29 protein-coding genes are annotated in these 25,023 nt (G+C 59.6%); 11 read left to right on the top strand and 18 right to left on the bottom strand.

Features of this window, described 5'->3' with window-relative positions; translation table 11 throughout:
- Window positions 1-70 precede the first annotated feature (70 nt).
- From KGA83_RS08950 to KGA83_RS08905, 10 genes are all read right to left on the bottom strand, one after another.
- Window positions 71-880, bottom strand: coding sequence for a transglutaminase N-terminal domain-containing protein (locus KGA83_RS08950; RefSeq protein ID WP_108218958.1), 810 nt, complete (start codon window positions 878-880; stop codon window positions 71-73).
- A complete protein-coding gene (locus tag KGA83_RS08945) occupies window positions 877-1,827 on the bottom strand; it encodes an alpha-E domain-containing protein (protein WP_108218959.1) in 951 nt (316 codons plus the stop codon). Before KGA83_RS08945 ends, KGA83_RS08950 begins: the two co-directional genes overlap by 4 nt.
- A gap of 12 nt (window positions 1,828-1,839) precedes the next feature.
- The gene (locus KGA83_RS08940) at window positions 1,840-3,249 is read right to left on the bottom strand and encodes a circularly permuted type 2 ATP-grasp protein (RefSeq protein ID WP_108218960.1); all 1,410 of its coding nucleotides are present in this window, start codon (window positions 3,247-3,249) and stop codon (window positions 1,840-1,842) included.
- Window positions 3,250-3,725: 476 nt separating this feature from the next.
- The gene (locus KGA83_RS08935; RefSeq protein WP_108218961.1) at window positions 3,726-4,070 is read right to left on the bottom strand and encodes a ribonuclease E inhibitor RraB; all 345 of its coding nucleotides are present in this window, start codon (window positions 4,068-4,070) and stop codon (window positions 3,726-3,728) included.
- Window positions 4,071-4,280: 210 nt separating this feature from the next.
- Window positions 4,281-4,514: a hypothetical protein gene (locus KGA83_RS08930; RefSeq protein WP_108218962.1), complete on the bottom strand. Its 234-nt coding sequence runs from the start codon at window positions 4,512-4,514 to the stop codon at window positions 4,281-4,283.
- A gap of 187 nt (window positions 4,515-4,701) precedes the next feature.
- The gene (gene speE, locus KGA83_RS08925; RefSeq protein WP_108218963.1) at window positions 4,702-5,577 is read right to left on the bottom strand and encodes a polyamine aminopropyltransferase; all 876 of its coding nucleotides are present in this window, start codon (window positions 5,575-5,577) and stop codon (window positions 4,702-4,704) included.
- A 254-nt stretch (window positions 5,578-5,831) separates the two neighbouring features.
- A complete protein-coding gene (locus KGA83_RS08920) occupies window positions 5,832-6,023 on the bottom strand; it encodes a PLD nuclease N-terminal domain-containing protein (RefSeq protein WP_007993066.1) in 192 nt (63 codons plus the stop codon).
- Between the two features lie 82 nt (window positions 6,024-6,105).
- Window positions 6,106-6,636: a hypothetical protein gene (locus KGA83_RS08915; RefSeq protein ID WP_108218965.1), complete on the bottom strand. Its 531-nt coding sequence runs from the start codon at window positions 6,634-6,636 to the stop codon at window positions 6,106-6,108.
- Window positions 6,637-6,790: 154 nt separating this feature from the next.
- Entirely contained in the window at window positions 6,791-7,309 is a 519-nt protein-coding gene (locus KGA83_RS08910; protein WP_108218966.1) for an ankyrin repeat domain-containing protein, read from the bottom strand.
- A gap of 97 nt (window positions 7,310-7,406) precedes the next feature.
- Window positions 7,407-9,245: a long-chain-acyl-CoA synthetase gene (locus KGA83_RS08905; RefSeq protein ID WP_108218967.1), complete on the bottom strand. Its 1,839-nt coding sequence runs from the start codon at window positions 9,243-9,245 to the stop codon at window positions 7,407-7,409.
- Window positions 9,246-9,601: 356 nt separating this feature from the next.
- Between KGA83_RS08905 and KGA83_RS29915 the strand changes: the two genes are divergently transcribed.
- A complete protein-coding gene (locus KGA83_RS29915; protein WP_108219055.1) occupies window positions 9,602-9,880 on the top strand; it encodes a DUF3509 domain-containing protein in 279 nt (92 codons plus the stop codon).
- A 107-nt stretch (window positions 9,881-9,987) separates the two neighbouring features.
- On the opposite strand, the gene mtnC is transcribed toward KGA83_RS29915, so the two are convergent.
- Genes mtnC through aroC form a run of 5 tightly spaced genes read right to left on the bottom strand, consistent with a single transcriptional unit; the run spans window position 9,988 to window position 14,131 of the window.
- On the bottom strand, window positions 9,988-10,671 hold the full coding sequence (gene mtnC / locus KGA83_RS08890) for an acireductone synthase (protein ID WP_108218968.1): 684 nt from the start codon (window positions 10,669-10,671) through the stop codon (window positions 9,988-9,990).
- Window positions 10,672-10,675: 4 nt separating this feature from the next.
- Window positions 10,676-11,221, bottom strand: coding sequence for a 1,2-dihydroxy-3-keto-5-methylthiopentene dioxygenase (locus tag KGA83_RS08885; protein ID WP_108218969.1), 546 nt, complete (start codon window positions 11,219-11,221; stop codon window positions 10,676-10,678).
- Window positions 11,222-11,241: 20 nt separating this feature from the next.
- Window positions 11,242-11,862 carry a methylthioribulose 1-phosphate dehydratase gene (locus KGA83_RS08880; protein WP_108218970.1) on the bottom strand — a complete coding sequence of 207 codons (621 nt, stop codon included), beginning with the start codon at window positions 11,860-11,862 and terminating at the stop codon, window positions 11,242-11,244.
- Window positions 11,859-13,010, bottom strand: a complete 1,152-nt coding sequence (locus tag KGA83_RS08875; protein WP_108218971.1) for an MFS transporter — start codon at window positions 13,008-13,010, stop codon at window positions 11,859-11,861. Before KGA83_RS08875 ends, KGA83_RS08880 begins: the two co-directional genes overlap by 4 nt.
- 29 nt (window positions 13,011-13,039) lie before the next feature.
- Window positions 13,040-14,131, bottom strand: a complete 1,092-nt coding sequence (gene aroC / locus KGA83_RS08870; RefSeq protein ID WP_085716874.1) for a chorismate synthase — start codon at window positions 14,129-14,131, stop codon at window positions 13,040-13,042.
- An 83-nt stretch (window positions 14,132-14,214) separates the two neighbouring features.
- On the opposite strand from aroC, the gene KGA83_RS08865 reads away from it, so the two are divergent.
- Window positions 14,215-15,213 (top strand): alpha/beta hydrolase, encoded by a 999-nt coding sequence (locus tag KGA83_RS08865; RefSeq protein ID WP_223529482.1) that lies wholly within the window; start codon window positions 14,215-14,217, stop codon window positions 15,211-15,213.
- A gap of 99 nt (window positions 15,214-15,312) precedes the next feature.
- Window positions 15,313-16,104: a hypothetical protein gene (locus KGA83_RS08860; RefSeq protein ID WP_223529481.1), complete on the top strand. Its 792-nt coding sequence runs from the start codon at window positions 15,313-15,315 to the stop codon at window positions 16,102-16,104.
- 124 nt (window positions 16,105-16,228) lie between these two features.
- On the opposite strand, the gene prmB is transcribed toward KGA83_RS08860, so the two are convergent.
- Window positions 16,229-17,137 carry a 50S ribosomal protein L3 N(5)-glutamine methyltransferase gene (gene prmB / locus KGA83_RS08855; RefSeq protein WP_008048406.1) on the bottom strand — a complete coding sequence of 303 codons (909 nt, stop codon included), beginning with the start codon at window positions 17,135-17,137 and terminating at the stop codon, window positions 16,229-16,231.
- Window positions 17,138-17,375: 238 nt separating this feature from the next.
- Here prmB and KGA83_RS08850 point away from each other — a divergent pair, with 238 nt between their 5' ends.
- The 5 genes from KGA83_RS08850 (at window position 17,376) to KGA83_RS08830 (ending at window position 20,154) form a co-directional block, all read left to right on the top strand.
- Window positions 17,376-17,966: a cysteine hydrolase family protein gene (locus tag KGA83_RS08850; RefSeq protein ID WP_108218974.1), complete on the top strand. Its 591-nt coding sequence runs from the start codon at window positions 17,376-17,378 to the stop codon at window positions 17,964-17,966.
- Between the two features lie 131 nt (window positions 17,967-18,097).
- Window positions 18,098-18,418, top strand: coding sequence for a hypothetical protein (locus KGA83_RS08845; RefSeq protein WP_223529480.1), 321 nt, complete (start codon window positions 18,098-18,100; stop codon window positions 18,416-18,418).
- 79 nt (window positions 18,419-18,497) lie between these two features.
- On the top strand, window positions 18,498-19,055 hold the full coding sequence (locus tag KGA83_RS08840; protein ID WP_108218976.1) for a Smr/MutS family protein: 558 nt from the start codon (window positions 18,498-18,500) through the stop codon (window positions 19,053-19,055).
- Between the two features lie 77 nt (window positions 19,056-19,132).
- A complete protein-coding gene (gene folE, locus KGA83_RS08835; protein WP_003204506.1) occupies window positions 19,133-19,678 on the top strand; it encodes a GTP cyclohydrolase I FolE in 546 nt (181 codons plus the stop codon).
- Between the two features lie 104 nt (window positions 19,679-19,782).
- Window positions 19,783-20,154, top strand: coding sequence for a glutathione S-transferase N-terminal domain-containing protein (locus KGA83_RS08830; protein WP_108219056.1), 372 nt, complete (start codon window positions 19,783-19,785; stop codon window positions 20,152-20,154).
- Window positions 20,155-20,313: 159 nt separating this feature from the next.
- On the opposite strand, the gene KGA83_RS08825 is transcribed toward KGA83_RS08830, so the two are convergent.
- On the bottom strand, window positions 20,314-21,480 hold the full coding sequence (locus KGA83_RS08825; RefSeq protein ID WP_108218977.1) for a PLP-dependent aminotransferase family protein: 1,167 nt from the start codon (window positions 21,478-21,480) through the stop codon (window positions 20,314-20,316).
- 82 nt (window positions 21,481-21,562) lie between these two features.
- On the opposite strand from KGA83_RS08825, the gene KGA83_RS08820 reads away from it, so the two are divergent.
- From KGA83_RS08820 to KGA83_RS08810, 3 genes are all read left to right on the top strand, one after another.
- Window positions 21,563-22,006 (top strand): MarR family winged helix-turn-helix transcriptional regulator, encoded by a 444-nt coding sequence (locus KGA83_RS08820; RefSeq protein ID WP_108218978.1) that lies wholly within the window; start codon window positions 21,563-21,565, stop codon window positions 22,004-22,006.
- Between the two features lie 257 nt (window positions 22,007-22,263).
- A complete protein-coding gene (locus tag KGA83_RS08815; RefSeq protein WP_223529479.1) occupies window positions 22,264-23,613 on the top strand; it encodes an NCS2 family permease in 1,350 nt (449 codons plus the stop codon).
- Window positions 23,614-23,685: 72 nt separating this feature from the next.
- Window positions 23,686-24,312, top strand: coding sequence for a LysE family translocator (locus KGA83_RS08810; protein WP_108218980.1), 627 nt, complete (start codon window positions 23,686-23,688; stop codon window positions 24,310-24,312).
- A gap of 214 nt (window positions 24,313-24,526) precedes the next feature.
- Here KGA83_RS08810 and uraH read toward each other — a convergent pair whose 3' ends face one another.
- Window positions 24,527-24,880 carry a hydroxyisourate hydrolase gene (gene uraH / locus KGA83_RS08805; RefSeq protein WP_223529478.1) on the bottom strand — a complete coding sequence of 118 codons (354 nt, stop codon included), beginning with the start codon at window positions 24,878-24,880 and terminating at the stop codon, window positions 24,527-24,529.
- Window positions 24,881-25,023: the final 143 nt, after the last annotated feature.

Here is a 25,023-nt window from a genome sequence, read left to right as displayed (position 1 = left end):
CTTTTGATCTTTAATATCAAAATCAAAAGATCGCAGCCTGCGGCAGCTCCTACAAGGGTGATCCATCAGATTATTGCTGTTGGACGGAAATCACCGGCGCGAGCGTCGGTGACACCAGCACCTTGGCGTGCATCTGCTCACACCCGCCGCCCCGGCGCATCCCGCGCACCGGACAGGCATCCAGGTAGTCCAGGCCCACCGCCAGCTTCAGGTGACGTTCCGGCCGCGCCAGTTCATTGGTCACGTCGAAGCTGTACCAGGCATCATCCAGCCAGGCTTCGGCCCAGGCGTGGCTGGCCAGGTGTTCGCTGTTTTCGCTGTACAGATAGCCCGACACATAACGCGCAGGAATGCCCAGGCTGCGGGTGCAGGCGAGAAACGCGTGAGTGTGGTCCTGACACACGCCGGAGCGCCCGGCAAAGGCCTTGGCCGCGCTGGTGTCGACTTCCGTGGAGCCCGGCGTGTAGGTCATATGCTGGTTGAGGCCATGCATCAGATCGATCAGCGCCGTGCGATCGCGGCGTTGCTTGCAGGCCTTCTCTGCGAACTCACGCAGGGCGGCGTCGGCTTCGGTCAAACGGGTGAAGCGCAGGAATGGCAACGCCGACTGGCTCTCGTGTTCGGCCTCACGCATTTCGTCAATATCGACCTGGCCACGAGCACCGATGATGATCGCCTCGTGGGGCTCGTCCAGGGTCAGCACATGCAGAATGTTGCCGAACGGATCGAGTTGCGCGCGCACCGGGCGTGGCAGGTCGAGCTGCCAGCTGAGCACGTGCTGGCGCTCGCTGTCGTGGGGGGTCAGTCGCAGGTACTGGATGCTCGCCCGCACCTGATCTTCGTAGTGATAGGTGGTTTCGTGGCTAATGGAAAGTCTCATGCAGCCTCCAGGTAGGAACTGTGTATGGCGTTACCCAACTGGCGCACCAGCGGGATGAACTCGGTCAGCCAGGCGTGCAGGCCTTCGTCAAGAATTTCGGTGATGCCGGTGTAGCGCAGGCGTGCGTCAATTTCTGCCGCCAGGCGTTGTGCGGGGCGACCGTTGGCCCCCGGCAATTGCGCGAGGATCTGGTCGATTTCTTCGGTGCAGGCGCGCAGGGATCGCGGTACATCGGCCCGCAGCAACAGCAGCTCGGCGACATGCCGGGCGCCGGGGGCGTCGCGGTAGATTTCCGTGTAGGCCTCGAACGACGATAACGCCCGCAGCAACGCGCTCCATTGGTAATAGGCGTGAGCCGTGCCATCGCTGACCGCTTCGGCCTGATCGCCAGCCATTTCGTAGCGGGCATCGAGCAGGCGCAAGGTGTTGTCCGCCCGCTCGATAAAGGTCCCCAGACGAATGAAGCGAAACGCATCGTTACGCATGATGGTGCCGTAGGACGCGCCCCGGAACAGGTGGGAACGTTCCTTGATCCACTCGCAGAAACGGCTCATGCCGTAGCGACCGAGCCCCTGTTCGGCGATGCCGCGAATTTCCAGCCAGGTGGCGTTGATGTTTTCCCACATGTCGGCGGTGATGCGCCCACGCACCGCATGAGCACTGGCCCGTGCGGCACCGAGGCAGCTGTAGATGCTCGCCGGGTTGGCCGCATCCAGGGCGAAGAAGTGCAGCAACCGTTCGGCATGCAATTCACCATGGCGCTCCAGGTAGTCGTCCAGGGTACCGGTGATCAACAGCGGCATGGCCAATTCGTGCAAACCGTCGCCACGTCCGTCCTGCGGCATCAGCGACAGCGAATAGCTGATGTCGAGCATCCGGGCGAGGTTTTCCGCCCGCTCCAGGTAACGCGACATCCAATACAAATCCGAGGCAGTTCTACTTAACATGACAGGCTTCCTTTAATCCTCAACCACCCAGGTGTCCTTGGTTCCGCCGCCCTGGGAGGAATTGACCACCAGGGAGCCTTCGCGCAGGGCGACGCGGGTCAAACCGCCGGGCACGACCCGGGTTTCGCGGCCCGACAATACAAACGGGCGAAGGTCGATGTGGCGTGGAGCGATGCCGTTTTCGACAAAGGTCGGGCAGGTCGACAAAGACAACGTCGGTTGGGCGATGTACGCGTGGGGCTTGGCTTTGATCCGCTCGCGGAACGATTCGATTTCCGCCGCCGTCGCCGCTGGCCCCACCAGCATTCCGTAACCGCCGGAACCCTGGGTTTCTTTGACCACCAGCTCTGGAAGATTGGCCAGCACGTGGGACAGCTCCGAGGGATTACGACACTGCCATGTCGGCACGTTCTTCAGGATCGGCTCTTCATCCAGGTAGAAACGAATCATGTCCGTGACGAAGGGGTACACCGACTTGTCGTCCGCGACCCCGGTGCCGATGGCATTCGCCAGCACCACGTTGCCGGAGCGGTAGGACGACAGCAGCCCTGGCACGCCAAGCATCGAATCCGGATTGAACGCCAGCGGATCGAGGAAGGCATCGTCGAGGCGACGGTAGATCACGTCGACGGCTTTCGGCCCGTCCGTGGTGCGCATGAACACCTTGTCATCGCGCACGAACAGGTCCGCGCCTTCCACCAGCTCCACACCCATTTCCCGCGCGAGAAACGCATGCTCGAAGAACGCGCTGTTGAAGCGGCCGGGTGTCAGCACCACCACGCTTGGATTGTCGATGGGACTTGAGCTTTTCAGGGTATCGAGCAGCAGGTTCGGGTAGTGGTCGATGGGAGCGATGCGTTGTGCCGCGAACAGCTCGGGGAACAGGCGCATCATCATCTTGCGGTCTTCGAGCATGTAACTGACGCCGCTCGGTGTACGCAGATTGTCTTCGAGCACGTAGTAGGTGCCGTCGCCGTCGCGTACCAGGTCGACACCGGAAATGTGCGAATAGATATCGCGGTGCAAATCCAGGCCCTGCATCGCCAACTGGTACTGCTCGTTGGCCAGCACCTGCTCGGCCGGAATGATGCCGGCCTTGATGATGCGCTGCTCGTGGTAAAGGTCGGCGAGGAACATGTTCAACGCCTTGACCCGCTGGATGCAGCCGCGCTCGACGACCCGCCATTCACTGGCGGGGATGCTGCGGGGGATGGTGTCGAAGGGAATCAGGCGCTCTGTCCCCTGCTCATCACCGTAGAGCGTGAAGGTTATCCCGGCGCGATGAAACAACAGATCGGCCTCGCGTCGCCGTTGTGCCAGAAGCTCGTCAGGCGTCTCGGCCAGCCAACGGGCAAACTCCCGATAATGCGGGCGGACCAGGCCGCCGGCATCGTACATCTCATCAAAATAGGTGCGGATCATGCCGTACTCCTTGTCACTCGGACGTCCAGACCTTCGCAAGGCCCGTGCCATCGGCATAAACGCTTATATTTCAATCGGTTGGATAATCAAGACGCACGCACCGCACCAATCCTGTGCGACAAATGCCCCAACCTGATTGCCCCCGCTTCATTGCAAGGCGCTGTGATCGCCTATCACCAGCATAGTCAGAGTTGATTTCACTGCCCGGTTAACGCGGTGGATAATCCGTCCATTCGCTGAAAAGCTGACCGAACTTCCCTTTTAACCGCCCGTTTTGGGCGGTTTTTTTTGCCTTCGCGAAATATTGCGAAATAAAAACAACGTCAAAAGATCGCAGCCTGCGGCAGCTCCTACAGGATGTACGCCATTCAAATGTAGGAGCTGCCGCAGGCTGCGATCTTTTAATCTTTAAGCCCACAAACGAAAACGGCCAACCCGAAGGTCAGCCGTCAATGCTGGTTGTCACTGTTCATAAGTTATGCGAGTCGCCCTCGTACCTCCTGTTTCACACCCCAGCCTTCGATGATGCCACCCAACGGCTCGACCACCGCTTCGAAACCCTGTTCGAAATCGCCGATGTCGTCGTAGGTGGCATACATGACTTTGCACAACTCCAGCGCCCAGGCGCCATCGTCACGCACACTGACTTGCGCATTCAGGGATTCACCACGGTGGAAATGACCTGCCGCCCTGCGTGCCCGCTCCTCATCCGGAAAAATGGCGTAGAACTCGATGGGATGAAACCGTGAAAAGTCAAAACCGCCTTCTTTCATGCGGCGCAGAACGCTGCTGCTGATGTCTTCTTGATAGGCTGTGCTCATGAAACGTCCTCCTCAATACGATGGATAGACTTTCCGTACTCCCTCACTCGCAACCGAATAGCGCGAGCGACGGCAACCGATGTGCCGGCGGGAAACAAGCATGGAGCTGACAAGACCAGACCTTAGCGATCCGTTCGCTGATCTCGCTTGCAGAGTAGCCTCAAGATAGAGCCTCTGCCAAGGCCTGGATGTGAATGCGACAGGTGTCGTTCAGATTGGAGTAATGCCGAGGATTTGAATGCTGTTCTGGAGCTTGAGTTCTTTGACGCACGCATCAGTGGTCCGCCCTTCCAGATCGTTCAGATCCAGTTCGGCGGCGACAGGAAGAAGCCGGGCCTTGATGAGCCTGGCGGCACGCTCGTAGTCCGGGCGCTCGGTGCACTCAAAGACTTCGTTGACGGTTTCGCCATGATCATCCACGAAAGTGACTTTCCACTTTTGCATTGGTGCCTCCTCGGTAAAACCCATGGATGGGTTTACCCCTATCTCGACCTTGTTAGCTGGCTAATTGTTCCGCCTTGTTCCGCTGCAATCCATGTAGGAGCGAGCCTGCTCGCGATGGCAGAGGAACATTCAACATCCATATTGACTGGTCTGACGCCATCGCGAGCAGGCTCGCTCCTACATGGTTTTAGTCGTTGCCTGGCTTGTTCACCGCCTGCAACACGTATTGCGGCAAGGCGAAGGCGCCAATGTGGATTTCAGGATTGTAGTAGCGGGTGACGATGCCACTGCCCGTGAAGCGCTGTTGCAGGGTTTCGCGGGACAACTTGCGATAAGCGGTATTGGTGGCGCCCCAGGCGAAGGTCATCGAGCCGCCGATGTAGGTCGGTACGGCGGCCTGATAGAAGTGCCAGTCCGGGAACAGGCTGCGCAGGCGACCGGCGGTGGTCTTCACTTCTTCGATCTGCATGAACGGCGTGCCGTTCTGCGTCACCAGGATGCCGCCTTCATTCAGGCAGCGGTGGCAGGCCTGGTAGAAGTTTTCCGAGAACAGCACTTCCCCCGGTCCGATCGGGTCGGTGGAGTCGGAAATGATCACGTCGAATTTTTCAGTGGTGGTGGCGACGAAACGCATGCCGTCATCGATCACCAGGTTCAGGCGTGGATCTTCGAATGCACCTTTGGAGTGGTTCGGCAGAAACTCCTTGCACATGTCGACCACGGTGCCGTCGATCTCGACCATGGTGATGTGCTCGACACTGCGGTGCTTGGCCACTTCACGCAACATGCCGCCATCGCCGCCGCCAATGATCAGCACGCGCTTGGCGGTGCCATGGGCGAGGATCGGCACGTGAGTCAGCATTTCGTGATAGATGAACTCGTCGGCTTCGGTGGTCTGGATCACGCCGTCCAGCGCCATCACCCGGCCCATGCGCGGGTTCTCGAAGATCACCAGGTGCTGGTGTTCGGTGCGCACTTCGTGCAGCAGTTTTTCCATGCGAAAACGCTGGCCGTAGCCTTCGTAGAGGGTTTCCAGGTAGTCGCTGGTCGGGGTGATGCTCATGGGAAGTGCTCCGATGAATGCGGGTGGCAACGGACGGTTACCCGCCCATGATGGTCATTCGATCGTTTCGATTGACCGGGAAAGGCGCGCATTCTACGTCGCGGAAGATGACAGGTCGAACCTTCGTCATCAAAGGCCCCGCAGAACACTGTGGGAGCGAGCCTGCTCGCGAAGCAGGCGATGCGGTGTTTCAGCGGCTGCGCGTCATCGTTCTTCGCGAGCAGGCTCGCTCCCACAGGTTTAGTGTCGCTTGTTCAGAACTTGACGTTACCCCGCGGCCCCGCGATGGCCCAGATGATCAGTCCCAGCACCGGCAACAGCGCAATCAGCAGCACCCAGAGGATTTTCATCCCGGTCTCGGCGCTACTTTTGAATACGTTGATGATGGCCCAGATGTCCAGGGCAAAAATGATCAAGGCAACCAGGCTGTTGAACGTGGAACCCATGGTGACGCTCCCAAAGAGTGATATGCCCTCTCAGGATAGACGGTCGTCGCGAGGGTTCCTTTTTATTGACAGGGTTTGGCTATCAGACGTGGATCGCCACTTTCAGGGCTTCCAGGGATGGCACGGCCACGATGCCGACTTCTGCGCACAATTCCAACACGCGTGGCACGTCATTGCCGTAGACCAGCACCACCTGTAACGCCTCATCGAGCAACTGGCTGAAGTTCATCAGCGTATAGCCACCATTTTCCTTGTTCAGGCTGCTCATCTGCACCTGAATGCGATTGAGCGCGGTCAGGGCTTCGGTCTTGGCCAGTTGCTTGGGCTTGAGATTGAATTCCACGCCCGGGCCGAACGACGCGGCGATTTGCGCGAACAGATCCATGTAGGTGTCAGCCTGGAACAGCACCGTTTCCGGCAGGCTGCCGACCACCACCCACTCACCCAGCGGGATCGGGAAGGTTTCGTCGTAGTTGATGTCCGGATTGGCCGTCAGAAAAGCATCCTGATCGGCGTAGGCCTGGGCCGCTTCGTCTGCGACCTTGAGGATTTCGTCTTCGCCCATGCACCCGGAGCTGATTTTGCTGATGAGTTCGACGAGTGCGGCTTTCATGGGGCGGATCCTGTAGCGAGGGGAATATTGAGGGCGCGAAGGATAGCGCAAGGATAGGTTCGAATGGCCAAAAAAGATCGCAGCCTTCGGCAGCTCCTACTGGTGTACGCCACTCAATGTAGGAGCTGCCGAAGGCTGCGATCTTTTAAAGCAATCAGCCAACCAGTTTCTGCAACTGCGCAACGGTATCGGAAGCCCCCATGGTTTTAGCCGCTTCCAGCGCGGTGATGCCATTGGCGTCCTTGGCTTTCGGGTCGGCGCCCTTGCCGATCAGGTAATCGACCACCTCAACGCGGTTGAACATCGCCGCCATCATCAGCGCCGTGCGGCCATCGAAGGACGAGCCTTCAACCTGCGCGCCACCCTCGACCAAGGCCTTGATCACCGCCAGGTCGCCCTTGAAGGCGGCGCCGGCAATCGGGCTCTGGCCGTTGTCGTTGCGGATCTCCGGGTCGGCCTTGTGTTCCAGCAGGACTTTTACCGTGTCCACATGGCCGTGGTACGCGGCCAACATCAGCAAGGTATCGCCCTTGTGGTTACGCAGGTTCGGCGGCAAACCCTTGGTCAGCAGCGCGGCCATCATTGCCGCATCGCCCTCCCGTGCCTTGTTGAATACCTGTTCGGTGAATTCGGCGGCTTCTTCGGGGGTCATCTGGCGGCTTTTGTCTGACATTGGGCACTCCCTTTTCTGTCATTCGTAAAAGCCGACAGTTTCCCGAGCGCTCCCGGCACTGTCACTTGTTTTTTCTCATGGGCCGCCATAGCCAGATTCAATAGCGGTACTTGCCACCGTGAATGTCGGTCAACAACTGCTGCGTGACCTGCACGTAAGTCTGGGTCCCCGGCAGCCAGGCATAGATCGGGTCATCTCCGGTTTTACCCGGGTCGAAGCCCTCGTCCTTGAGTCGGGTCTTCTGATATTTGAACGTCCCGGTGGTTTCCATTTTCACTTTCACCCGCAGGAATAACGGCACCGCATAGGCCGGCATTTGCTCGCGGGCGAAGGCCAGCAGTTCACTGAAGTCCAGGGTTGCCAGGGATTCGGCCGGGGTAATCGCCGCCATCCCGGCGCGGCCATTGGTGTTGCGGATTTCCACGCCATAGGCCACGGCTTCGGAAATAAGCGGATGTTGCAGGAGGATGTTTTCAACCTCCGTGGTCGAGACGTTTTCGCCCTTCCAGCGGTAGGTATCGCCCAGGCGGTCGACAAACTGCGCATGACCGAAACCGATGTTGCGCAACAGGTCGCCGGTGTTGAAGTAGCGGTCACCCTTTTCGAACACATCCTGGAACACGACCTTGGCGGTTTTCTGCGGATCGGTGTAGCCGTCCAACGGTGCCTTGTCATCGATTTTCGCCAGCAACAACCCCTGCTCGCCTTTGGCGACCTTGCGCATCAAGCCATTGGCCTGACGAATCGGCGCGCCGCTGTCGTGGTCGTACGCGACCAGCTCCCAGCGCATCAGGGAAAAACCAATGGTGTTGTCGAAGTTAAGAATATTGGTGAAGCCGATATTGCCGTCACTGGCGGCGTACAGCTCGCAGATGTGATTCACTGCAAAGCGGGTCTTGAACTCGTTCCAGGCGCCGGGACGCAGACCGTTGCCGATCATTTTCTTCACATCGTGCCGGTTGTCGTCGGCGCAGGGCGGTTGATCGACCAGGTAGCGGCACAGTTCGCCGACATAACCGATGGTGGTCGCCCGGTACTTGCGCGCGTCGTTCCAGAACTGGCTGGCGCTGAATTTGCGGCGGATGGCGAACCCGCTGGCACCGCTGACGGCTGCCCCCCAGCACACGCAAAGGCCCGTGGCGTGGTACAGCGGCAAGGTGCAATAGACGACATCGTCGGGGCGCATGTCCAGGGCGATCATGCCGAAGCTCGCAGAGCTGCGCATCCAGCGTCCGTGCTTGAACACCCCAGCCTTGGGCAGCCCCGTGGTGCCCGAGGTGTAGATATAAAAGCAGGGATCGTCGAAGAAAATCTGCTGGCTGCTGGGCGGGTTGTCGCTGGCGTCGTCGAGACTGGCGGTCATCAGGTTGATGAAACCTTCAGGGGCGATACCCGGTTGGCGAGAGGTGTCCTGATCGGCGACGAACCAGGTTCGGTCAGCCTTGATCAACACCCGATCACGTATCGCCAGGTACGCAGGGACCAACTCTTCACCGACAACGATCGCCACCGGCGCCACCAGATTCACACTGTGCACCAGGGTGTCGCGGGTCTGCGAGGTATTGAGCAGCGCACTGATCGCGCCGACCTTGGCCACCGCGAGAATCGTCACCAGCAGTTCCGGACGGTTCTCGATAAAGACCGCCACCACATCACCCTTGCCGATGCCTTGGCCGATCAGGTGATGAGCAATGCGGTTGGCCCATTGGTTAACCTCGGAGTAACTGAGCGTTACCTCGCCTTGCAACAGCGCCGGCCCCTTCGGGTTGCGCAATGTGGCTTGCTCGAAACTCCAGCCCAAACCACACGCTTGGGTCGGGTCCTTGACGTTGGCGGCCTTCATGCCCTTCACCACCCGGGGGATGGCTTTGGCGATGGAAGGCAACTTGCGGAGCATCATGCCCCAGGTAATCGTGTCGTTCGACGTACGGCTCATGATTGCTCCCGTTCGATCTTTTTTTATTGTCGGGCGGCGATGACTGAGCCCGAAAATACGTCAACGGTTCTTGAGCTGTACACGCGGTTTTTGAAATGTTTTGTATCCGCGATCTTGATCCGCGATTGCGCTGCGCGAAGATGATCCCGTGCGCGCCAATTGGTTCCATCGAGTCGCCGACGTACCTGCAAAATGCAGGATGCACGATGGCCATTCATGCAGATTGCACGAAAGCAAAAATCACTAAAAATAGTAAGCTATTGATTTTATTAACATTTAACAACTTAAAATACTGGCACAAAGGCTGCAACAGTCTCTCCATGCTTGCCATTCAAGTCATCATGGAGCTGAACGACATGAGCCTTATCCAGGAAAAATTTTCGTCCTTGTTCTCCAACTTCGCAGTCACTACCCAGGACCGCCCTGATGGCGGGATTCTGCTGACCTTGCGCAGCGCCGACGGCAGAGAATTCATGCGCTCGATCTCCTACCAGCAATTGCACAATGGCGATCAACTGTCCTGGGTCATCAGCGCGATTCGCCGCGACCTCGCTGAACAAGCCAGCGAATTACCGCAGATTTCCATGCTGCAGAGCCAGCAACGGTTTGCCCTGCCGACCTATCACTCGCTGTAAAAAATGTGGGAGCGAGCCTGCTCGCGAAAGCGGTGTGTCATTCAACGTTGATGTTGACTGACACGCCCTCTTCGCGAGCAGGCTCGCTCCCACAGGTTTTGTAGCGTTTAGAAATTAGCAGGATCGATCCGCGCAAAACTGTTCACGGTGACATGCCCTGCCAGTTCGCCGCCTTCGCGGGCCAGCCCGCAAGTAGCCATCCCCGCCGCACGCGCCGCGTCGAGTTCTTCGACGATGTCCGACAAAAACAGAATCTGCCCCGCCTCGAGCTCAATCGCCTGCGTAATGTTGGCGTAGGACTGCGCCTCGCGCTTGGGCCCTGAAGTGGTATCGAAGTAGCCACTGAACAACGGCGTCAGGTCTCCCGCCTCGGAGCAGCCGAAGATCAACCGCTGGGCCTGGATCGAACCGGAGGAATAAACAAACAGTTGAAAACCATCCTGGTGCCAGCGTTTGAGCGCTTCCACGGCGTCCGGGTACACGTGCCCCTTCAACTGCCCGGCCTGATAGCCCTGCGCCCAGACCATTCCCTGTAACGCTTTCAACGGCGTGGCCTTGCGGTCTTCGGCAATCCAGCCCAGCAGGATCTCGACAACGCGCTCGACATCGGCGTCCGGCTCGTTGCTGTCACGACGCACGGCAGCCAGTTGCTCAGCCACATCGGCGCGCTCGGCCTGCTGGCGAACAAACGTCGGCAGATGCTTGGCCGCGTAAGGAAACAGCACGTCGAACACAAAACTCACTGCACTGGTGGTGCCTTCGATGTCGGTGAGAATCGCTTTGATCGTCATCGACTCAGTCCTCAAGACGCGGGAATTGATTGGCGATGTCTTCGCCGGTGAAGTTGGCCACCCAGCCTTCCGGGTTGTTGAACAGGCGGATCGCAATGAAATGCGGGTGCTCGCCCATGTCGAACCAGTGTTTGGTGCCCGCTGGCACCGAGATCAGGTCGTTTTTCTCGCACAGCACGGCGTAGACGTAATCGTCGATGTGCAGGGTAAACAAGCCACGGCCGGCGACGAAAAATCGTACTTCATCTTCGCCATGGCGGTGTTCGTTGAGGAACTTGGCACGCAATTCGGCTTTTTGCGGGTGATCGCTATTGAGGCTGATCACGTCGACGGTGATGTAACCGCGTTCGGTCATCAGCTGGTCGATTTGCTCTTGATAGGCGGCGATCACTTCATCCTGGCTGGCGCCCGGCTGGAGTTTTGTGGCGGCTTGCCAGCGGTCGAAACGCACGCCCTGCTCGGCCAGGGTCGAGGCAATGTCTTCGAAATGGGTCAGCACCTTGTTGGGGATTTCAGGGCTGGAGACGTGATAAACGGACAGGCTGCTCATCAGGGCAACTCCTTAACGGTTCATGCTTTAAAGAGCGAGCGCATCTTCAACTCGCACTCGAACAAAAATTCAAAGGCCTCGATCTGCCGCAGGGCATCGCCCATGCGCGCGCCCCAAGTGTAGAGGCCATGACCACGGATCAGGTAGCCGACGCAATCGGGATGGGCGTCCAGCCAAGGCTGCACCTTGGCGGCCAGGCGCGCAATGTCCTGATCGTTGTCGAAAATCGGCACCCGCACCCGGGATTCGTGGGTGGTCACACCACTGAAGGCTTTTTGCAGTTCGTAGTCTTCGAACTCGATGAAGTCTTGCGGCGTCAGGCGCGACAGCACGGTGGCATTCACCGAATGGGTGTGCAGCACCGCGCCGATCTCCGGGCGCCAGCTGTAGAGCTGGGTGTGCAACAGGGTTTCGGCGGACGGTTTCTTGCCCGGTTCCAGGCTATTGCCTGACAGATCGGTGGCCAGCACATCGTCCATGCCGAGTTGCCCCTTGTGCTTGCCGGACACGGTCAGCAAGGCTTCGGTCGGCGACAGGCGGGTCGAATAATTGCTGCTGGTGGCCGGCGACCAGCCGCGGCCGTACAGAAAACGCCCGGCGTCGATGATTTCCTGGGCGAGGTGTTCACGGGTAAGGCTCATGGCCTGTCCTCTTGCATACGTGTGGCAATGATAACGGCAGCGGCGAGCGCTGCGAGGCTGGCAATACTAAATGTCCATGCCGCACCGAGGGCATTCCAGCTGTAGCCGGAATACAACGCGCCCAATGCACCGCCGGTGCCGGCCAGTGCGGCGTACAACGCTTGACCCTGGCCTTGCTGGCGCGCACCGAAACTACGTTGCACGAATGAAATGGCAGCGGCGTGAAAGCTGCCGAACGTCGCCGCGTGCAGCACCTGGGCAAACAACAGCACCCAAAGAAACTCCGCGAGCGAACCCAGCAACAGCCAACGCAACGCCGCCAGCAGAAAACTGGCCATCAACACCCGGCGCAGCGAGAAGCGCGCGAAGATCCGGCTCATGGCCAGAAACATCAGGACTTCGGCGACCACGCCGACCGCCCAGAGCATGCCGATCACGCCACGGCTGTAACCCAGTCGCTCAAGGTGCAGGGTTAAAAACGTGTAGTACGGTCCGTGGCTCATCTGCATCAGCGCCACGCACGCATAAAACGCCAATACGCCGGGGTTGCGCAGTTGCTTGAGGAAGCCCTCCCCCGCCACCCGGTTGCCCGGCGCCGGTTGGGCATTGGGCACCCACAGGCTGCTGAGGACGATACCGGCCATGATCAACACCAGCGCCGCCGGGTAGATGTCCAGGCTCAGCCATTCGAACAGCCGACCCAGCGCGACCACGGTGATGATGAAACCGATCGAGCCCCACAGGCGAATCTGGCTGTAGCGCGAGGTCTGGCCCTGCAAGTGCGCCAGGGTGATGACTTCGAACTGCGGCAGCACCGCGTGCCAGAAGAACGCATGCAAGGCCATGACCATCGCCAGCCAGGCATAGCTCTTGCTGACGAAAATCAGCGAGAACGTCAGCAGCGTGCACACCGCGCCGAAGCGCACGATGGCCAGCCGCTGACCGGTGTAGTCGCCCAGCCAGCCCCAGATATTCGGCGCCACGCAGCGCATCAGCATCGGGATCGCCACCAGCTCGCCGATGCGCGCGGCGCTGAATCCGAGGTGATCGAAGTACAGCGCCAGAAACGGCGCTGTCGAGCCGAGCAAGGCGAAATAGAACAGATAGAAACTGGAGAGCCGCCAGTACGGGAGCGCCGCAGTCGCCATCAGACGGCTGCGACCATGAGGTCAGCCATTTACAACTGACCCAGCACCGGCGTGCTCACACGCACATCGGCATTCTGCCCACGGTGACGCAGCAGGTGGTCCATCAGCACGATGGCCATCATCGCCTCGGCAATCGGCGTGGCACGGATGCCGACGCACGGGTCGTGACGGCCCTTGGTGATCACTTCCACCGGATTGCCATGAATGTCGATGGAACGGCCCGGCGTAGTGATGCTCGATGTCGGCTTCAGCGCCAGGTGCGCAACGATGGGCTGACCGGAGGAAATACCGCCGAGAATGCCGCCCGCGTTGTTGCTGAGGAAACCTTGCGGGGTCATTTCATCGCGATGCTCGGTGCCACGCTGGGCGACGCTGGCGAAACCGGCGCCGATTTCCACGCCCTTCACCGCGTTGATGCTCATCAGCGCATGGGCCAGTTCGGCGTCGAGGCGGTCGAAGATCGGCTCGCCCAGGCCCGGCATCACGCCTTCGGCGACCACGGTGATTTTCGCGCCGACCGAATCCTGGTCGCGGCGCAATTGGTCCATGTAGGCTTCCAGCTCAGGCACCTTGTCCGGGTCCGGGCTGAAGAAGGCGTTCTGCTCGACCGACTCCCAGGTCTTGAACGGAATTTCGATCGGCCCGAGCTGGCTCATGTAGCCGCGAATGACGATGCCCTGGCTGGCCAGGTATTTTTTCGCAATCGCACCGGCCGCGACGCGCATCGCGGTTTCGCGGGCCGAACTGCGACCGCCGCCGCGGTAGTCGCGCTCGCCGTATTTGTGGTGGTAGGTGTAGTCGGCGTGGGCCGGGCGGAACAGATCCTTGATCGCCGAGTAGTCCTTGGACTTCTGGTCGGTGTTGCGGATCAGCAGGCCGATGGCGCAGCCAGTGGTGCGACCTTCGAACACGCCGGAGAGGATTTCGACTTCGTCGGCTTCCTGACGCTGGGTGGTGTGGCGGCTGGTGCCGGGCTTGCGGCGGTCCAGGTCACGCTGCAGATCCTCCAGGGATATCTCCAGCCCCGGCGGGCAGCCATCGACAATGGCGACCAACGCCGGGCCATGGCTTTCGCCCGCGGTGGTGACAGTGAACAGCTTGCCGTAGGTATTGCCGGACATGCAGGACGCTCCGTGAAATGAACCTGAATACGTAATGCGCGCCAGTATACGCAGGCTACCCAAGTAGTTCATCCTCGAACCTTATGGGTGCCTGTGTGTCCAACCGGCATCTTCTGGATAATGGCGCGATGATGCTGCGAGTTCTTGCCTTGAGCCTTACCCTGATTTCCGGCTTCGCCCAGGCGACTGTCCTGCAACGACCGATCACATTGGATACCGGCACCGGCGAGCTTTTCGGCTCGCTGTTGCTGCCAAAATCCGACGACCCCGTGCCGGTTGTCCTGATCATTTCCGGCTCCGGCCCTACGGATCGTGACGGAAACAACGTCGATGGCGGGCGCAATGACAGCCTCAAGCGCCTGGCCTGGGTGCTGGCCAAACACAACATCGCCAGCGTGCGTTACGACAAGCGCGGTGTGGCCGCAAGCCTGGCCGCCACGCCGGACGAACGCAATCTGACGGTAGAGGCCTACGTGTCCGATGCGCAAGCCTGGGGCCAGAAGCTCAAGACCGATCCGCGTTTCGGCAAGCTGATTGTGCTGGGGCACAGCGAAGGCGCCTTGATCGCCAGCCTCGCAGCGCCAGGCATCGATGCCGACGCGGTGATTTCTGTCTCCGGCAGCGCCAGGCCGGTCGATCAGGTCATCCGCGAGCAACTGGGCAATCGCCTGCCTCCCCCGCTGATGCTGCGCAGCAATGAATTGCTCGACAGCCTCAAGGCCGGGAAACCCGACGACAATGTGCCGCCACCGTTGCAGGCGATTTTCCGCCCGAGCGTGCAGCCGTACCTGATTTCCCTGTTCCGCCAGGACCCGGCCGCGGCGTTTGCCAAGCTGAAAATGCCGGCGCTGATCATCCAGGGCAGCAACGACATCCAGGTCGGCGTCAATGACGCAAGACTGCTCAAGGCCGCCAAACCGGACGCCGAACTGGCGCTGATCAAGGGCATGAACCACGTCATGCGCATCGTGCCCAACGATGTCAAACGCCAACTGGCCTCTTATAAAGATCCGCAGTTGCCCCTGGCGGCGGAACTGGGCGCGCGAATCCTCGGTTTTATTGACGGACTTCGCGCCAGTTAAACGCCCCTGGCCCTCCAGTCTTGAAAAAAACGGCCGATAAGCCTTTGTCGCCAACACATTGGTTGGCGACAAGCTGAGCTTGGACAGGATCTCGCCGTTATGACCGACACCCAGACTTCACCCGACACCAGCGCTGAAAAAGACGCACCGCCAGCGGTCGAGCTGCCCTGGGCGGACGTCCACGTCGAGCACCACAAGATGCTCCGTCTGGCGCCGCTGCAGACTGACCGCAACACCGGCGGGCGCCCATTGCGTTTTGTCGAGTTCGGCTATGCCGAGCGCAACGACAAAGAACGCAGCCTGATGCGCATGAGCATCACCCTGCCCGGCCAGCGTGTGCGCAAGGAACAGAATCATCTGGACGTGTGGGTCGATCACGCCGAAAAGCGCGTGCATTTCGGACCGGACAGCGGATTGCAGATTGAACCGCTGAACCGTGGCATTGGCCGCTACATGGCGGCCCAGGGCATCAACTGGGTGAAAAAGCGCTGGCCGACCTACACCGTCGACGGCTTTGACCTGAACAACAAGGATGCGCTGAACGAAGACACCCGTCTGCGCCGCGATCATTTTTTACGCGTGCACGGTTTCGACGTGGTGTATGCCGATGCCCAACATTTGAAAGGCAGCGTCAAGCCGGTCAAGGTCGGCGACCTTTCTGGCGACTGGAACAGCGAAAAACTGCAGGTCGTGGAGATTCTCGAGGCGGCGCAGATGCTCCAGCAAGCCGAGCAGAATCTGGCCGAGCAGGAAGTCAAACTCAAGAAACACGAAGAGAAAGTCAGCAAGTACAAACGCGAAGACGCCGGGCTGCGTTTCACCATCACCTGCCTGGTGGCGTTCGCGGTGTTTCAGGCGGGGTTGCTGATCTGGATTGCCACGCACCGGTAATCGGCGGTGCGGCCATTCCTTGTAGGAGCGAGCTTGCTCGCGATGGTCGTTAACGATGACGCGTGCTTTCTGGATAAACACATCGCTCTCAGGTCCATCGCGAGCAAGCTCGCTCCTACAAAGGTCAGACGCGAGAAGCAAACAACGCCTGATGCTCCCGGCACTGCTGCGCACTCAGCATGAACACACCATGCCCGCCACGCTCGAACTCCAGCCAGGCGAAGTCGACTTCCGGGTACAACGCCTCGACGTGCACCTGGCTGTTGCCCACCTCGACAATCAGCAAGCCCTTCTCGGTCAAATGATCCGCCGCTTCGGCGAGCATGCGCCGCACCAGGTTCAAACCGTCATCACCGCAGGCCAGGCCCAGTTCCGGCTCGTGCTGGTATTCGTCCGGCATGTCGGCGAAATCTTCCGCATCGACGTAGGGCGGGTTCGACACGATCAGGTCGAAACGTTGTCCCGGCAAGCCCTCGAAACCGTCGCCCTGGACCGTGTACACACGCTCATCGACACCATGGCGCTCGATGTTCTGGTTAGCCACTTCCAGCGCTTCGAACGACAGGTCCGCCAACACCACCTCGGCATGCTGGAACTCGTAGGCGCAGGCGATGCCGATGCAACCGGAACCGGTGCACAGGTCGAGAATCCGCGCAGGCTCGGTAGCCAGCCACGGGGTAAACCGGTTTTCGATCAACTCGCCGATGGGTGAACGCGGGATCAGCACGCGCTCATCGACGATGAACGACATGCCGCAGAACCACGCCTCGCCCAACAGATACGCCGTAGGCACCCGCTCTTCGATGCGGCGCTTGAGCAAAAGCTGCAGGTGAACCACTTCGTCTTCTTCCAGATTGCAGTCGAGGTAGCTGTCGGCGATTTCCCATGGCAGGTGCAGCGCACCCAACACCAATTGCCGGGCTTCGTCCCAGGCATTGTCGGTGCCATGGCCAAAAAACAGATCCTCCCCATGGAAGCGGCTGACGGCCCAACGGATATGGTCACGCAGGGTGCGAAGGCGGGAAGTGATCACGACGGCAAACTCCAGAAAAATCGACGGGCGATTCTACCAGTCAAACGGCGTCACGACGACGCGGGAAACTACCGATTCAAATGTAGGAGTTATCCGTTTTTTCACCAGGCTATTGAACAAAACGCGACTATTGACAAGGCTACAGGCCAGCAATGACGGCACCTACGATCGTAGCGATTCACAGAACCGCTCAGCCAGAGGACAATGTCGCAAAAGCCCCACTCCAAGGAGCCCCAGAATGACCGTTCCAAAAACGATGTTTCAACTCAGCGGCCGCGGTTATCCGGCAGCCAAACTGAGCCATGCGACCCTTATCATCATCGATGCCCAGAAAGAATATTTGAGTGGGCCACTTGCCCTCAGCGGCATGGATGAGGCCGTCGCGAACATCAAGCAATTGCTCGCCGCTGCCCGTGCCGCCGGCCGGCCGATCGTGCATGTCCGTCATCTCGGCACCCTCGGCGGAATGTTCAACCCGCAAGGCGTCGGTGGTGAATTCATTCCGGGCCTGGAGCCGCAGGGTGACGAAACCGTCATCGGTAAATTGCTGCCAAGCGCGTTCCACGGCACCGAACTGGCCAAACGCCTGGAAGACCTCGGCGCCCTCGACCTGATCGTCTGCGGTTTCATGAGTCACTCCAGCGTCAGCACCACCGTACGCGCAGCGAAGAACCTTGGCTTTCGCTGCACACTCATTGAAGATGCCTGCGCCACCCGCGACCTGCCTTACAAGGGCGGCGTGCTCAGTGCCGAACACGTTCATCAGACGGAAATGGCGATCATGGGCGACAACTTCGCCACCCTCGCGCTGACCCGTGAACTGATCTGATCGACGCTCAATGAGCGGCCTGGAATGCCGCTCATCCGCAAAAGCCTCTCAACTGCCATAATTGTCTTAGCCTCAGGAACATCCCGGTCAACTCCCGGTCGAAGGGCCGATACCCATTGAGGAAGGTCGGAATGAAGTTATCCGATGGTTTTGACGCTCGCCGCTTGCGGCCCAAAGGCCAAAGCAACTGGCGTTTCCGAATCGGCGTGACGTTCGCGGCATTGCTGGCGATGTGCGGCGTGCTGCTCGCCATGGCCGGTGCCGCCAGCCTGTTCGGCCACGCACCCGCCCTCGGTGAATTGAACACCAGCCGCACCGGTGCTGCCGTGATCCTGGTCATCGGCCTGTTCGTGCTGTACCTCGGCGTGTGGCTATGGCGCCGTTGCCGTCGTCGCTCGCGCCAGTCGCGGGAACTGGCCATGTCGCCGCACCTGATGAAAAAACACGACTGAGCCAAGCGTCGCGCGCGTTATTTGTCGCGCCCGATTCGCTTCGAGTTGGGTAAACTGGCCGCCCTTCGCGGAGGCTGACATGCAAGACAACGATTTTTCCCTGTTCAAAAGCGCGATCCAAGGCGTCAAGCCAATCAGGCACGATCGCGCCGAAACCGGCAAACCCAAGGCTGACCGCGCGCAGATCGCCATGCTGCGCCAAGCGGCCACCGTGCGCACCGAATCCACCACCGTAGACGGGCTGTCCGATCAGTTCGTCATCGACGTCGGTCCTGAAGACGAGTTGATGTGGGCACGTGACGGCGTGCAGGAGAGCCAGATGCGCAAGCTCAAGATCGGACAGATTCCGTTCGAAGGCAGCCTCGACCTGCACGGCATGAGCGTGGAAAAGGCCCGGGAAACCCTTTGGGCGTTCCTCGCCGAAGCCACCCGATTCGAAATCCGATGCGTACGCGTCACCCATGGCAAGGCGGTACGCCTGGATGGCAAGCGGCCGATGATCAAAAGCCACGTCAATACCTGGCTGCGCCAGCATCCACAAGTGCTCGGTTTTACCTCCTGCCAGGCGAAACACGGCGGTGCGGGAGCCGTTTATGTGATGCTCAAACGCACCATGATGGAAGGTCGTGACGAGTAAAGCTGACGCGCCACGCTTGCAGCGTCGTGTCCGCCACCGTACCCTTGCCCTTTGCGTAAAATCCCACAGGTAGTTTCATGTCCCTGGAACAGAATTACACCGCGATCCTTGGCCAACTGGGCGAGGACGTCTCCCGCGAGGGCCTGCTCGACACGCCCAAGCGTGCCGCCAAAGCCATGCAGTACCTCTGCCGCGGCTATGAACAGACACTGGAAGAGGTCACCAACGGTGCCCTGTTCAGCTCCGACAACAGCGAAATGGTGCTGGTCAAGGACATCGAGCTGTACTCGTTGTGCGAACACCACCTGCTGCCGTTCATCGGCAAGGCTCACGTCGCCTACATCCCGAGTGGCAAGGTCCTGGGCCTGTCGAAGGTGGCGCGGATCGTCGACATGTACGCCCGTCGCCTGCAGATCCAGGAAAACCTCAGCCGCCAGATCGCCGACGCGGTCCAGCAGGTCACCGGCGCCCTGGGCGTTGCGGTGGTGATCGAGGCCAAGCACATGTGCATGATGATGCGCGGTGTGGAAAAGCAGAATTCGTCGATGATCACCTCGGTGATGCTCGGCGAGTTCCGCGAGAACGCAGCGACCCGCAGCGAATTCCTCAGCCTCATCAAGTAATTCGCGGCATGAAGAAAACCGGCATTCATCGCCGGTTTTTTTTCGTCCGCAGAAAATCAGGTAAGCTGCGCGCCCTTCTTCGTTTGCACCGTGAGGCTTTCAACGTGTTCGTAAAAGCGCTTCGTGTCGGCCTTGGCCAACTGATCATCTTCATCGACTTCATTACTCGCCCAAGCAAGAAAAAGCGCCCCGCCGCCGCTCAGGCCCAGGTCGAATCCGCCGCCAAGGGTCTGACCCTGTATCAATTCCACGCCTGCCCGTTCTGCGTGAAGACCCGCCGCACCCTGCGCCGCCTGAATGTGCCGGTGGCCCTTCGCGATGCGAAGAACAACGAACAGGATCGCCAGACCTTGCTGGAGCAAGGCGGCAAGATCAAGGTGCCATGCCTGCGCATTGAAGAAAATGGCCAGATCACCTGGATGTACGAGTCCAAGGTGATCATTGATTATCTGGACAAGCGATTTGCTGCAGCCTGATGTTTATGTGGTGATCTGACTGACGCCATCGCGAGCAGGCTCGCTCCTACAGGGGAACGCATCCCAATTGTAGGAGTGAGCCTGCTCGCGATGAGGCCGGCCCTCAGGACGCAAATCTCGGACAAAAATAAACCGGCCCTTGCGCCGGTTTCTTTGTTTTCAGGCCGCTTGCGCCGCTTGCCCCTGTCGCACCACCGCCGCCAAACGCCTCAGCCCTTCATCCAGCCGCGCCGGATCAATGTGGCTGAAGTTCAACCGCAGATACCCCGGATGGTTATCCGGCTCAGGGAAAAACGGCTCGCCCGGCATGAACGCCACGTCATTGGCCAATGCGGCATCGAGCAAGGTGCGGGTGTCTTGCGGCTGCTTGAGTTTCAACCAGAAAAACAACCCGCCCTGCGGTACGTTCCAGTCCGCCAGATCCGAGAAGTGAGTTTCCAGCGCAACCTGAAACACGTCCCGACGCCCCCGATAAAAATCACGCAACTCACTGCGGTGTTGCTGATATTTCTCGCTGCCGATCCATTGCAGTGCCTGCCATTGGCCGACCCGATTGGTGTGCAAGTCCGCCGATTGCTTGAGTTTCAACAGATGGGGAAACAGGTCCGGACTGGCAATCAAGTAACCAACGCGCAAACCCGGTAACAGGGTTTTCGACACGGTGCCGGTGTAGATCCAGCTGGCCTTCTTCAAGCGACTGACGATCGGCGTGGCGCTGCCACCGTCGAAGGTCAGTTCGCGGTAAGGCTCGTCTTCAATCAGGGTGACGCCAAATTCATCGAGCAACGCCGCCACCGCGTCACGCTTGGCTTCGCTGTAACGCACCGCCGATGGATTCTGGAAGGTCGGGATCAGGTAGATGAAAGCCGGTCGGTGTTGTTCCAGGCAAACGCGTAGCTCCGTCAGGTTCGGCCCGTCAGCCTCCAGCGGCACGGTCAGGCAATCGGCGCCGAACAGCTGGAAAATCTGTAGCGCCGCCAGATAAGTCGGCGCTTCGAGCAGGATTTCGGTGCCCTTGTCGATGTACAGCTTGGCGGCGAGGTCGAGGGTCTGCTGTGAGCCGCTGACCACCAACACCTGGCTTGCCTCACATGGCACTCCCAACGCTCGCGCCTCGGCGGCCAACGCTTCACGCAACGCCGGCTCGCCTTCGCTCATGCCGTATTGGCCGATGGACACCGGCATCTCGCTCCACTCGACCTTCGGCAGCATGGCTTCGGCCGGAAGGCCGCCGGCAAACGACATCATCTGCGGACGCTGGGCCGCGGCGAGGATTTCACGGATCAAAGAACTTTTAAGGCGTGAGACACGTTCGGAAAAAGCCATGGGGATCACCGGTAGCGAGGCATGTTGAAAATGAGTCAAACTTGTTGACCGAAATTACGCCTCCTCGAACGGATACGTCAATATGCTTGACCTTAAAAACCCGCTTTCCCAGCAGCAAGCCATGGAAGCGTTTTTCTTCGGCTACCAGGCCTTCACCGCCAAGGCCGATGAAATGCTCGAACGTCGCGGCCTGAGTCGGGTGCATCAGCGCATCGTGTTTTTCATCGCCCGCTATCCGAACCTGAGCGTCAAGGAGCTGTTGGCGTTGCTCGGCGTGAGCAAGCAGGCGCTGAACATGCCGTTGCGGCAATTGCTGGAGATGCATCTGGTCGAGAGCGTCGCGTCCGAGACTGACAAGCGCAAACGTCTGCTGGAGTTGACCGATGACGGCGCGCGGTTTGAACAGGCGCTGCGCCGTGAGCAGGTGAAATTGTTGGAGCGGGTGTTTGCCGAGGCTGGGGAGACGGCGGTGAATGGGTGGCTGACGGTGAATCTGGCGTTGGGGGAGAACCAACAAAAAATCTGACCGGCGTTTCTGCCGTAGGTCGGACGCGCAAGCCGACTTTCGAAGGCGTCCGAACAGACGATATATCCCCTTCTCCAAAAAAATCGTAAACAAAACCAAAAACATTATTTGCATTCTTTGTATACAAAAGCATAATCCACTTCGTGCGAGTTCCTGACCAACAGGTCAACAAATTTGCAAATGCCTCAAAGGGCCGCTGCCACCCCTCTCGGATCCGGCCCTGGAAATAACAATAAAACTCTTGAGGAGTATTCGCTGTGGAAAGCCGCAAATCCGAAGCATCGACGCTGGATCTCTCGCCGCCATTACGCAATGGCTTGCTGGAACGTCTGTTCAAACTCAGCTTGCACGGCACCACGGTGAAGACCGAGCTGATTGCCGGTCTGACAACCTTCATCACCATGGCCTACATCATTTTCGTTAACCCCAACATCATGGCCGACGCCGGGATCGACCACGGTGCCGCGTTCGTCGCCACCTGCATCGCCGCGGCACTCGGTTGCCTGTTGATGGGCCTGTACGCCAACTGGCCGGTCGGCCTGGCGCCGGGCATGGGCCTGAACGCCTTCTTCACCTACACCGTAGTCGGCACCATGGGCTACAACTGGGAAACCGCCCTCGGTGCGGTGTTCGTTTCCGGTGTGCTGTTCATGATCCTGACCTTCTCGCGGATCCGCGAATGGTTGCTCAACAGCATCCCGGTCAGCCTGCGCTTCGCCATGGGCGCTGGTGTTGGCTTGTTCCTGGGGCTGATCGGTCTGAAAACCGCGGGTATCGTCGTCGATAGCCCGGCTACCCTGATCAAGCTCGGCTCCCTGCGCGAACCCGGCCCGCTGCTCGCCGCCGTGTGCTTCCTGATGATCTCCATCCTCAGCTATCACAAGGTGTTCGGCGCGATCCTCATCAGCATCATCACCGTGACCCTCGCTGGCTGGGGTCTGGGCCTGGTGCACTACGAGGGCATCATGTCGGCTCCACCGAGCCTCGCCCCTACCTTCATGGCCATGAATGTCGCCGGCGTGTTCAACGTCAGCATGATCAGCGTGGTCCTGGCGTTCCTCTTCGTACACATGTTCGACACCGCCGGCACCTTGATGGGCGTTGCCCAGCGCGCCAACCTGGTCGGTTCTGACGGCCGCATCGAAAACCTCTCCCGTGCCATGAAAGCCGACAGTGCGTCCAGCGTATTCGGTGCAGTGGTCGGTGTTCCGCCGGTCACAAGCTATGTAGAAAGTGCTGCCGGCGTGGCCGCTGGTGGTCGGACTGGTCTTACCGCAGTCACCGTTGGTGTGCTATTTATAGCCGCAATGTTTTTCGCACCACTGGCCGGCATGATTCCCGCCTATGCCACCGCTGGCGCACTGATTTATGTGGCAATGCTGATGATGGGCGGCATGGCCCACATCGAGTGGGACGAAGCGACCGACAGCATTCCGGCGATTGTCACCGCCATCATGATGCCGCTGACCTTCTCGGTCGCCGACGGCATCGCACTGGGCTTCATCACCTACGTGGCGCTGAAGGCCGGCACCGGCAAGTACAAGGAAATTTCCGTGAGTTTGTGGGTGCTCTGCGCGATCTTCATCGCCAAGTTCATCTTCCTGTAAACCTTACGCGGGACCCGCTTCAAAACAGCCTCACCCCGTCGGGTGGGGCTTTTGTGCAAATGGAGGAAAGTGATGAGTCTGGAAACCTGGCTGCTGTTCAGCGGCGCTGCGCTGGTAGTGATCCTGATCCCGGGGCCATTGTCGTTGTTGATGATCAGCAACAGCCTGAATTACGGCCTGCGCCGTTCTTACCCGGCGTTTCTCGGTGGCGTGATTGCCTCGATCTGCCTGCTGAGTGCCTCGGCATTGGGTCTAGGCGCCCTGCTGCTGGCGTCGGAACAGCTGTTCAGCGCCCTGAAAATCGTCGGCGCGCTGTACCTGTTCTACCTCGCCTGGCAGAGCTGGCAGCAATCGCGCCAGCCTTCCCACGGCGCGCAAGTGCCACAAGCCGCGCCGGTGCCACGCTTTCGTGCACTGTTCGGGCGTGCGTTCATGTTGGGCGCGAGCAATCCGAAGGACATTCTGTTCTTCGCCGCTTTCCTGCCGCAGTTCCTGAGCGCCGAACAGCCGTTCCTGCCGCAGTTGCTGGTGATGATTGCGACTTGGACCGTGCTCGACCTGCTGTGCAAATTGGCCTACGGGCTCGGTGCCCATGGTGCGGCGCGGTATCTGCGCAGTGGCAAGGGCCAGAGCTGGTTCAACCGGATCAGTGCGGGGTTGTTTGGTGGGGCGGGAGCTGCTTCCCTGCTGAGCCGCTAAGAGCTTCACTGTAGGAGCGAGCTTGCTCGCGATGGACGTCAACGATAACGCGTGCAGTATGAATTATCGCGCTGTCTGGACCTCCATCGCGAGCAATCGAGCGTCGACCGGCTGCTCCTACAGAAGACGAAAAAAAGCCCGCAGTGTGAGCGGGCGAAAGACCAAAGAAGCTATATGCGCAGTCGCTTCCAGGGTGCGGCAGTTGCCTGGGGGATCAGCTGCCGCGATAGGTGGAGTAGCTGTAAGGCGAAATCAGCAGTGGAACATGGTAGTGATCCTGCTCGGCAGAGATGCCAAAACGCAGCACCACGACATCCAGAAAAGCAGGTTCCGGCAGCTTGACGCCACGGGCGCGGTAGTAATCGCCGGCATGAAACTGAATCTGATAGACCCCGGAGCGGTAGTCATCGCCTTGCAGCAGCGGTGCATCGACACGACCATCGCTGTTGGTTATCGCGCTGGCGACCAATTCCAGCTGCGCCCCTTCAACGCGGTACAACTCGACCTTGATCGAGCTGCCCGGGCAACCGTGTGCTGCGTCCAAAACGTGTGTAGTCAAACGTCCCATTGATTCTGCGCGCCTGCCTGCGTGGAGCAGTCAGACTTCGCGCCTCCCGAAGTCAGTTGAAAAGGAGACCGCACCGATTCGGAGCACGAAAAGCTGCGGCGAGCGACTAATTAAGACACTTTTCAAAAAAATTGTACACAATA

Source organism: Pseudomonas sp. GL-R-19 (assembly GCF_019956375.1).
Lineage (GTDB): Bacteria > Pseudomonadota > Gammaproteobacteria > Pseudomonadales > Pseudomonadaceae > Aquipseudomonas.
This window is presented reverse-complemented; position numbering and strand designations above follow the sequence as displayed.

Bases quoted from the DNA above. Each gene is read 5' to 3' on its own strand.
- KGA83_RS08950 (WP_108218958.1), bottom strand. From the start codon at position 880: ATGAGACTTTCCATTAGCCACGAAACCACCTATCACTACGAAGATCAG.
- KGA83_RS08945 (WP_108218959.1), bottom strand. From the start codon at position 1,827: ATGTTAAGTAGAACTGCCTCGGATTTGTATTGGATGTCGCGTTACCTG.
- KGA83_RS08940 (WP_108218960.1), bottom strand. From the start codon at position 3,249: ATGATCCGCACCTATTTTGATGAGATGTACGATGCCGGCGGCCTGGTC.
- KGA83_RS08935 (WP_108218961.1), bottom strand. From the start codon at position 4,070: ATGAGCACAGCCTATCAAGAAGACATCAGCAGCAGCGTTCTGCGCCGC.
- KGA83_RS08930 (WP_108218962.1), bottom strand. From the start codon at position 4,514: ATGCAAAAGTGGAAAGTCACTTTCGTGGATGATCATGGCGAAACCGTC.
- speE (WP_108218963.1), bottom strand. From the start codon at position 5,577: ATGAGCATCACCCCGACCAGCGACTACCTGGAAACCCTCTACGAAGGC.
- KGA83_RS08920 (WP_007993066.1), bottom strand. From the start codon at position 6,023: ATGGGTTCCACGTTCAACAGCCTGGTTGCCTTGATCATTTTTGCCCTG.
- KGA83_RS08915 (WP_108218965.1), bottom strand. From the start codon at position 6,636: ATGAAAGCCGCACTCGTCGAACTCATCAGCAAAATCAGCTCCGGGTGC.
- KGA83_RS08910 (WP_108218966.1), bottom strand. From the start codon at position 7,309: ATGTCAGACAAAAGCCGCCAGATGACCCCCGAAGAAGCCGCCGAATTC.
- KGA83_RS08905 (WP_108218967.1), bottom strand. From the start codon at position 9,245: ATGAGCCGTACGTCGAACGACACGATTACCTGGGGCATGATGCTCCGC.
- KGA83_RS29915 (WP_108219055.1), top strand. From the start codon at position 9,602: ATGAGCCTTATCCAGGAAAAATTTTCGTCCTTGTTCTCCAACTTCGCA.
- mtnC (WP_108218968.1), bottom strand. From the start codon at position 10,671: ATGACGATCAAAGCGATTCTCACCGACATCGAAGGCACCACCAGTGCA.
- KGA83_RS08885 (WP_108218969.1), bottom strand. From the start codon at position 11,221: ATGAGCAGCCTGTCCGTTTATCACGTCTCCAGCCCTGAAATCCCCAAC.
- KGA83_RS08880 (WP_108218970.1), bottom strand. From the start codon at position 11,862: ATGAGCCTTACCCGTGAACACCTCGCCCAGGAAATCATCGACGCCGGG.
- KGA83_RS08875 (WP_108218971.1), bottom strand. From the start codon at position 13,010: ATGGCGACTGCGGCGCTCCCGTACTGGCGGCTCTCCAGTTTCTATCTG.
- aroC (WP_085716874.1), bottom strand. From the start codon at position 14,131: ATGTCCGGCAATACCTACGGCAAGCTGTTCACTGTCACCACCGCGGGC.
- KGA83_RS08865 (WP_223529482.1), top strand. From the start codon at position 14,215: ATGGGTGCCTGTGTGTCCAACCGGCATCTTCTGGATAATGGCGCGATG.
- KGA83_RS08860 (WP_223529481.1), top strand. From the start codon at position 15,313: ATGACCGACACCCAGACTTCACCCGACACCAGCGCTGAAAAAGACGCA.
- KGA83_RS08850 (WP_108218974.1), top strand. From the start codon at position 17,376: ATGACCGTTCCAAAAACGATGTTTCAACTCAGCGGCCGCGGTTATCCG.
- KGA83_RS08845 (WP_223529480.1), top strand. From the start codon at position 18,098: ATGAAGTTATCCGATGGTTTTGACGCTCGCCGCTTGCGGCCCAAAGGC.
- KGA83_RS08840 (WP_108218976.1), top strand. From the start codon at position 18,498: ATGCAAGACAACGATTTTTCCCTGTTCAAAAGCGCGATCCAAGGCGTC.
- folE (WP_003204506.1), top strand. From the start codon at position 19,133: ATGTCCCTGGAACAGAATTACACCGCGATCCTTGGCCAACTGGGCGAG.
- KGA83_RS08825 (WP_108218977.1), bottom strand. From the start codon at position 21,480: ATGGCTTTTTCCGAACGTGTCTCACGCCTTAAAAGTTCTTTGATCCGT.
- KGA83_RS08820 (WP_108218978.1), top strand. From the start codon at position 21,563: ATGCTTGACCTTAAAAACCCGCTTTCCCAGCAGCAAGCCATGGAAGCG.
- KGA83_RS08810 (WP_108218980.1), top strand. From the start codon at position 23,686: ATGAGTCTGGAAACCTGGCTGCTGTTCAGCGGCGCTGCGCTGGTAGTG.
- uraH (WP_223529478.1), bottom strand. From the start codon at position 24,880: ATGGGACGTTTGACTACACACGTTTTGGACGCAGCACACGGTTGCCCG.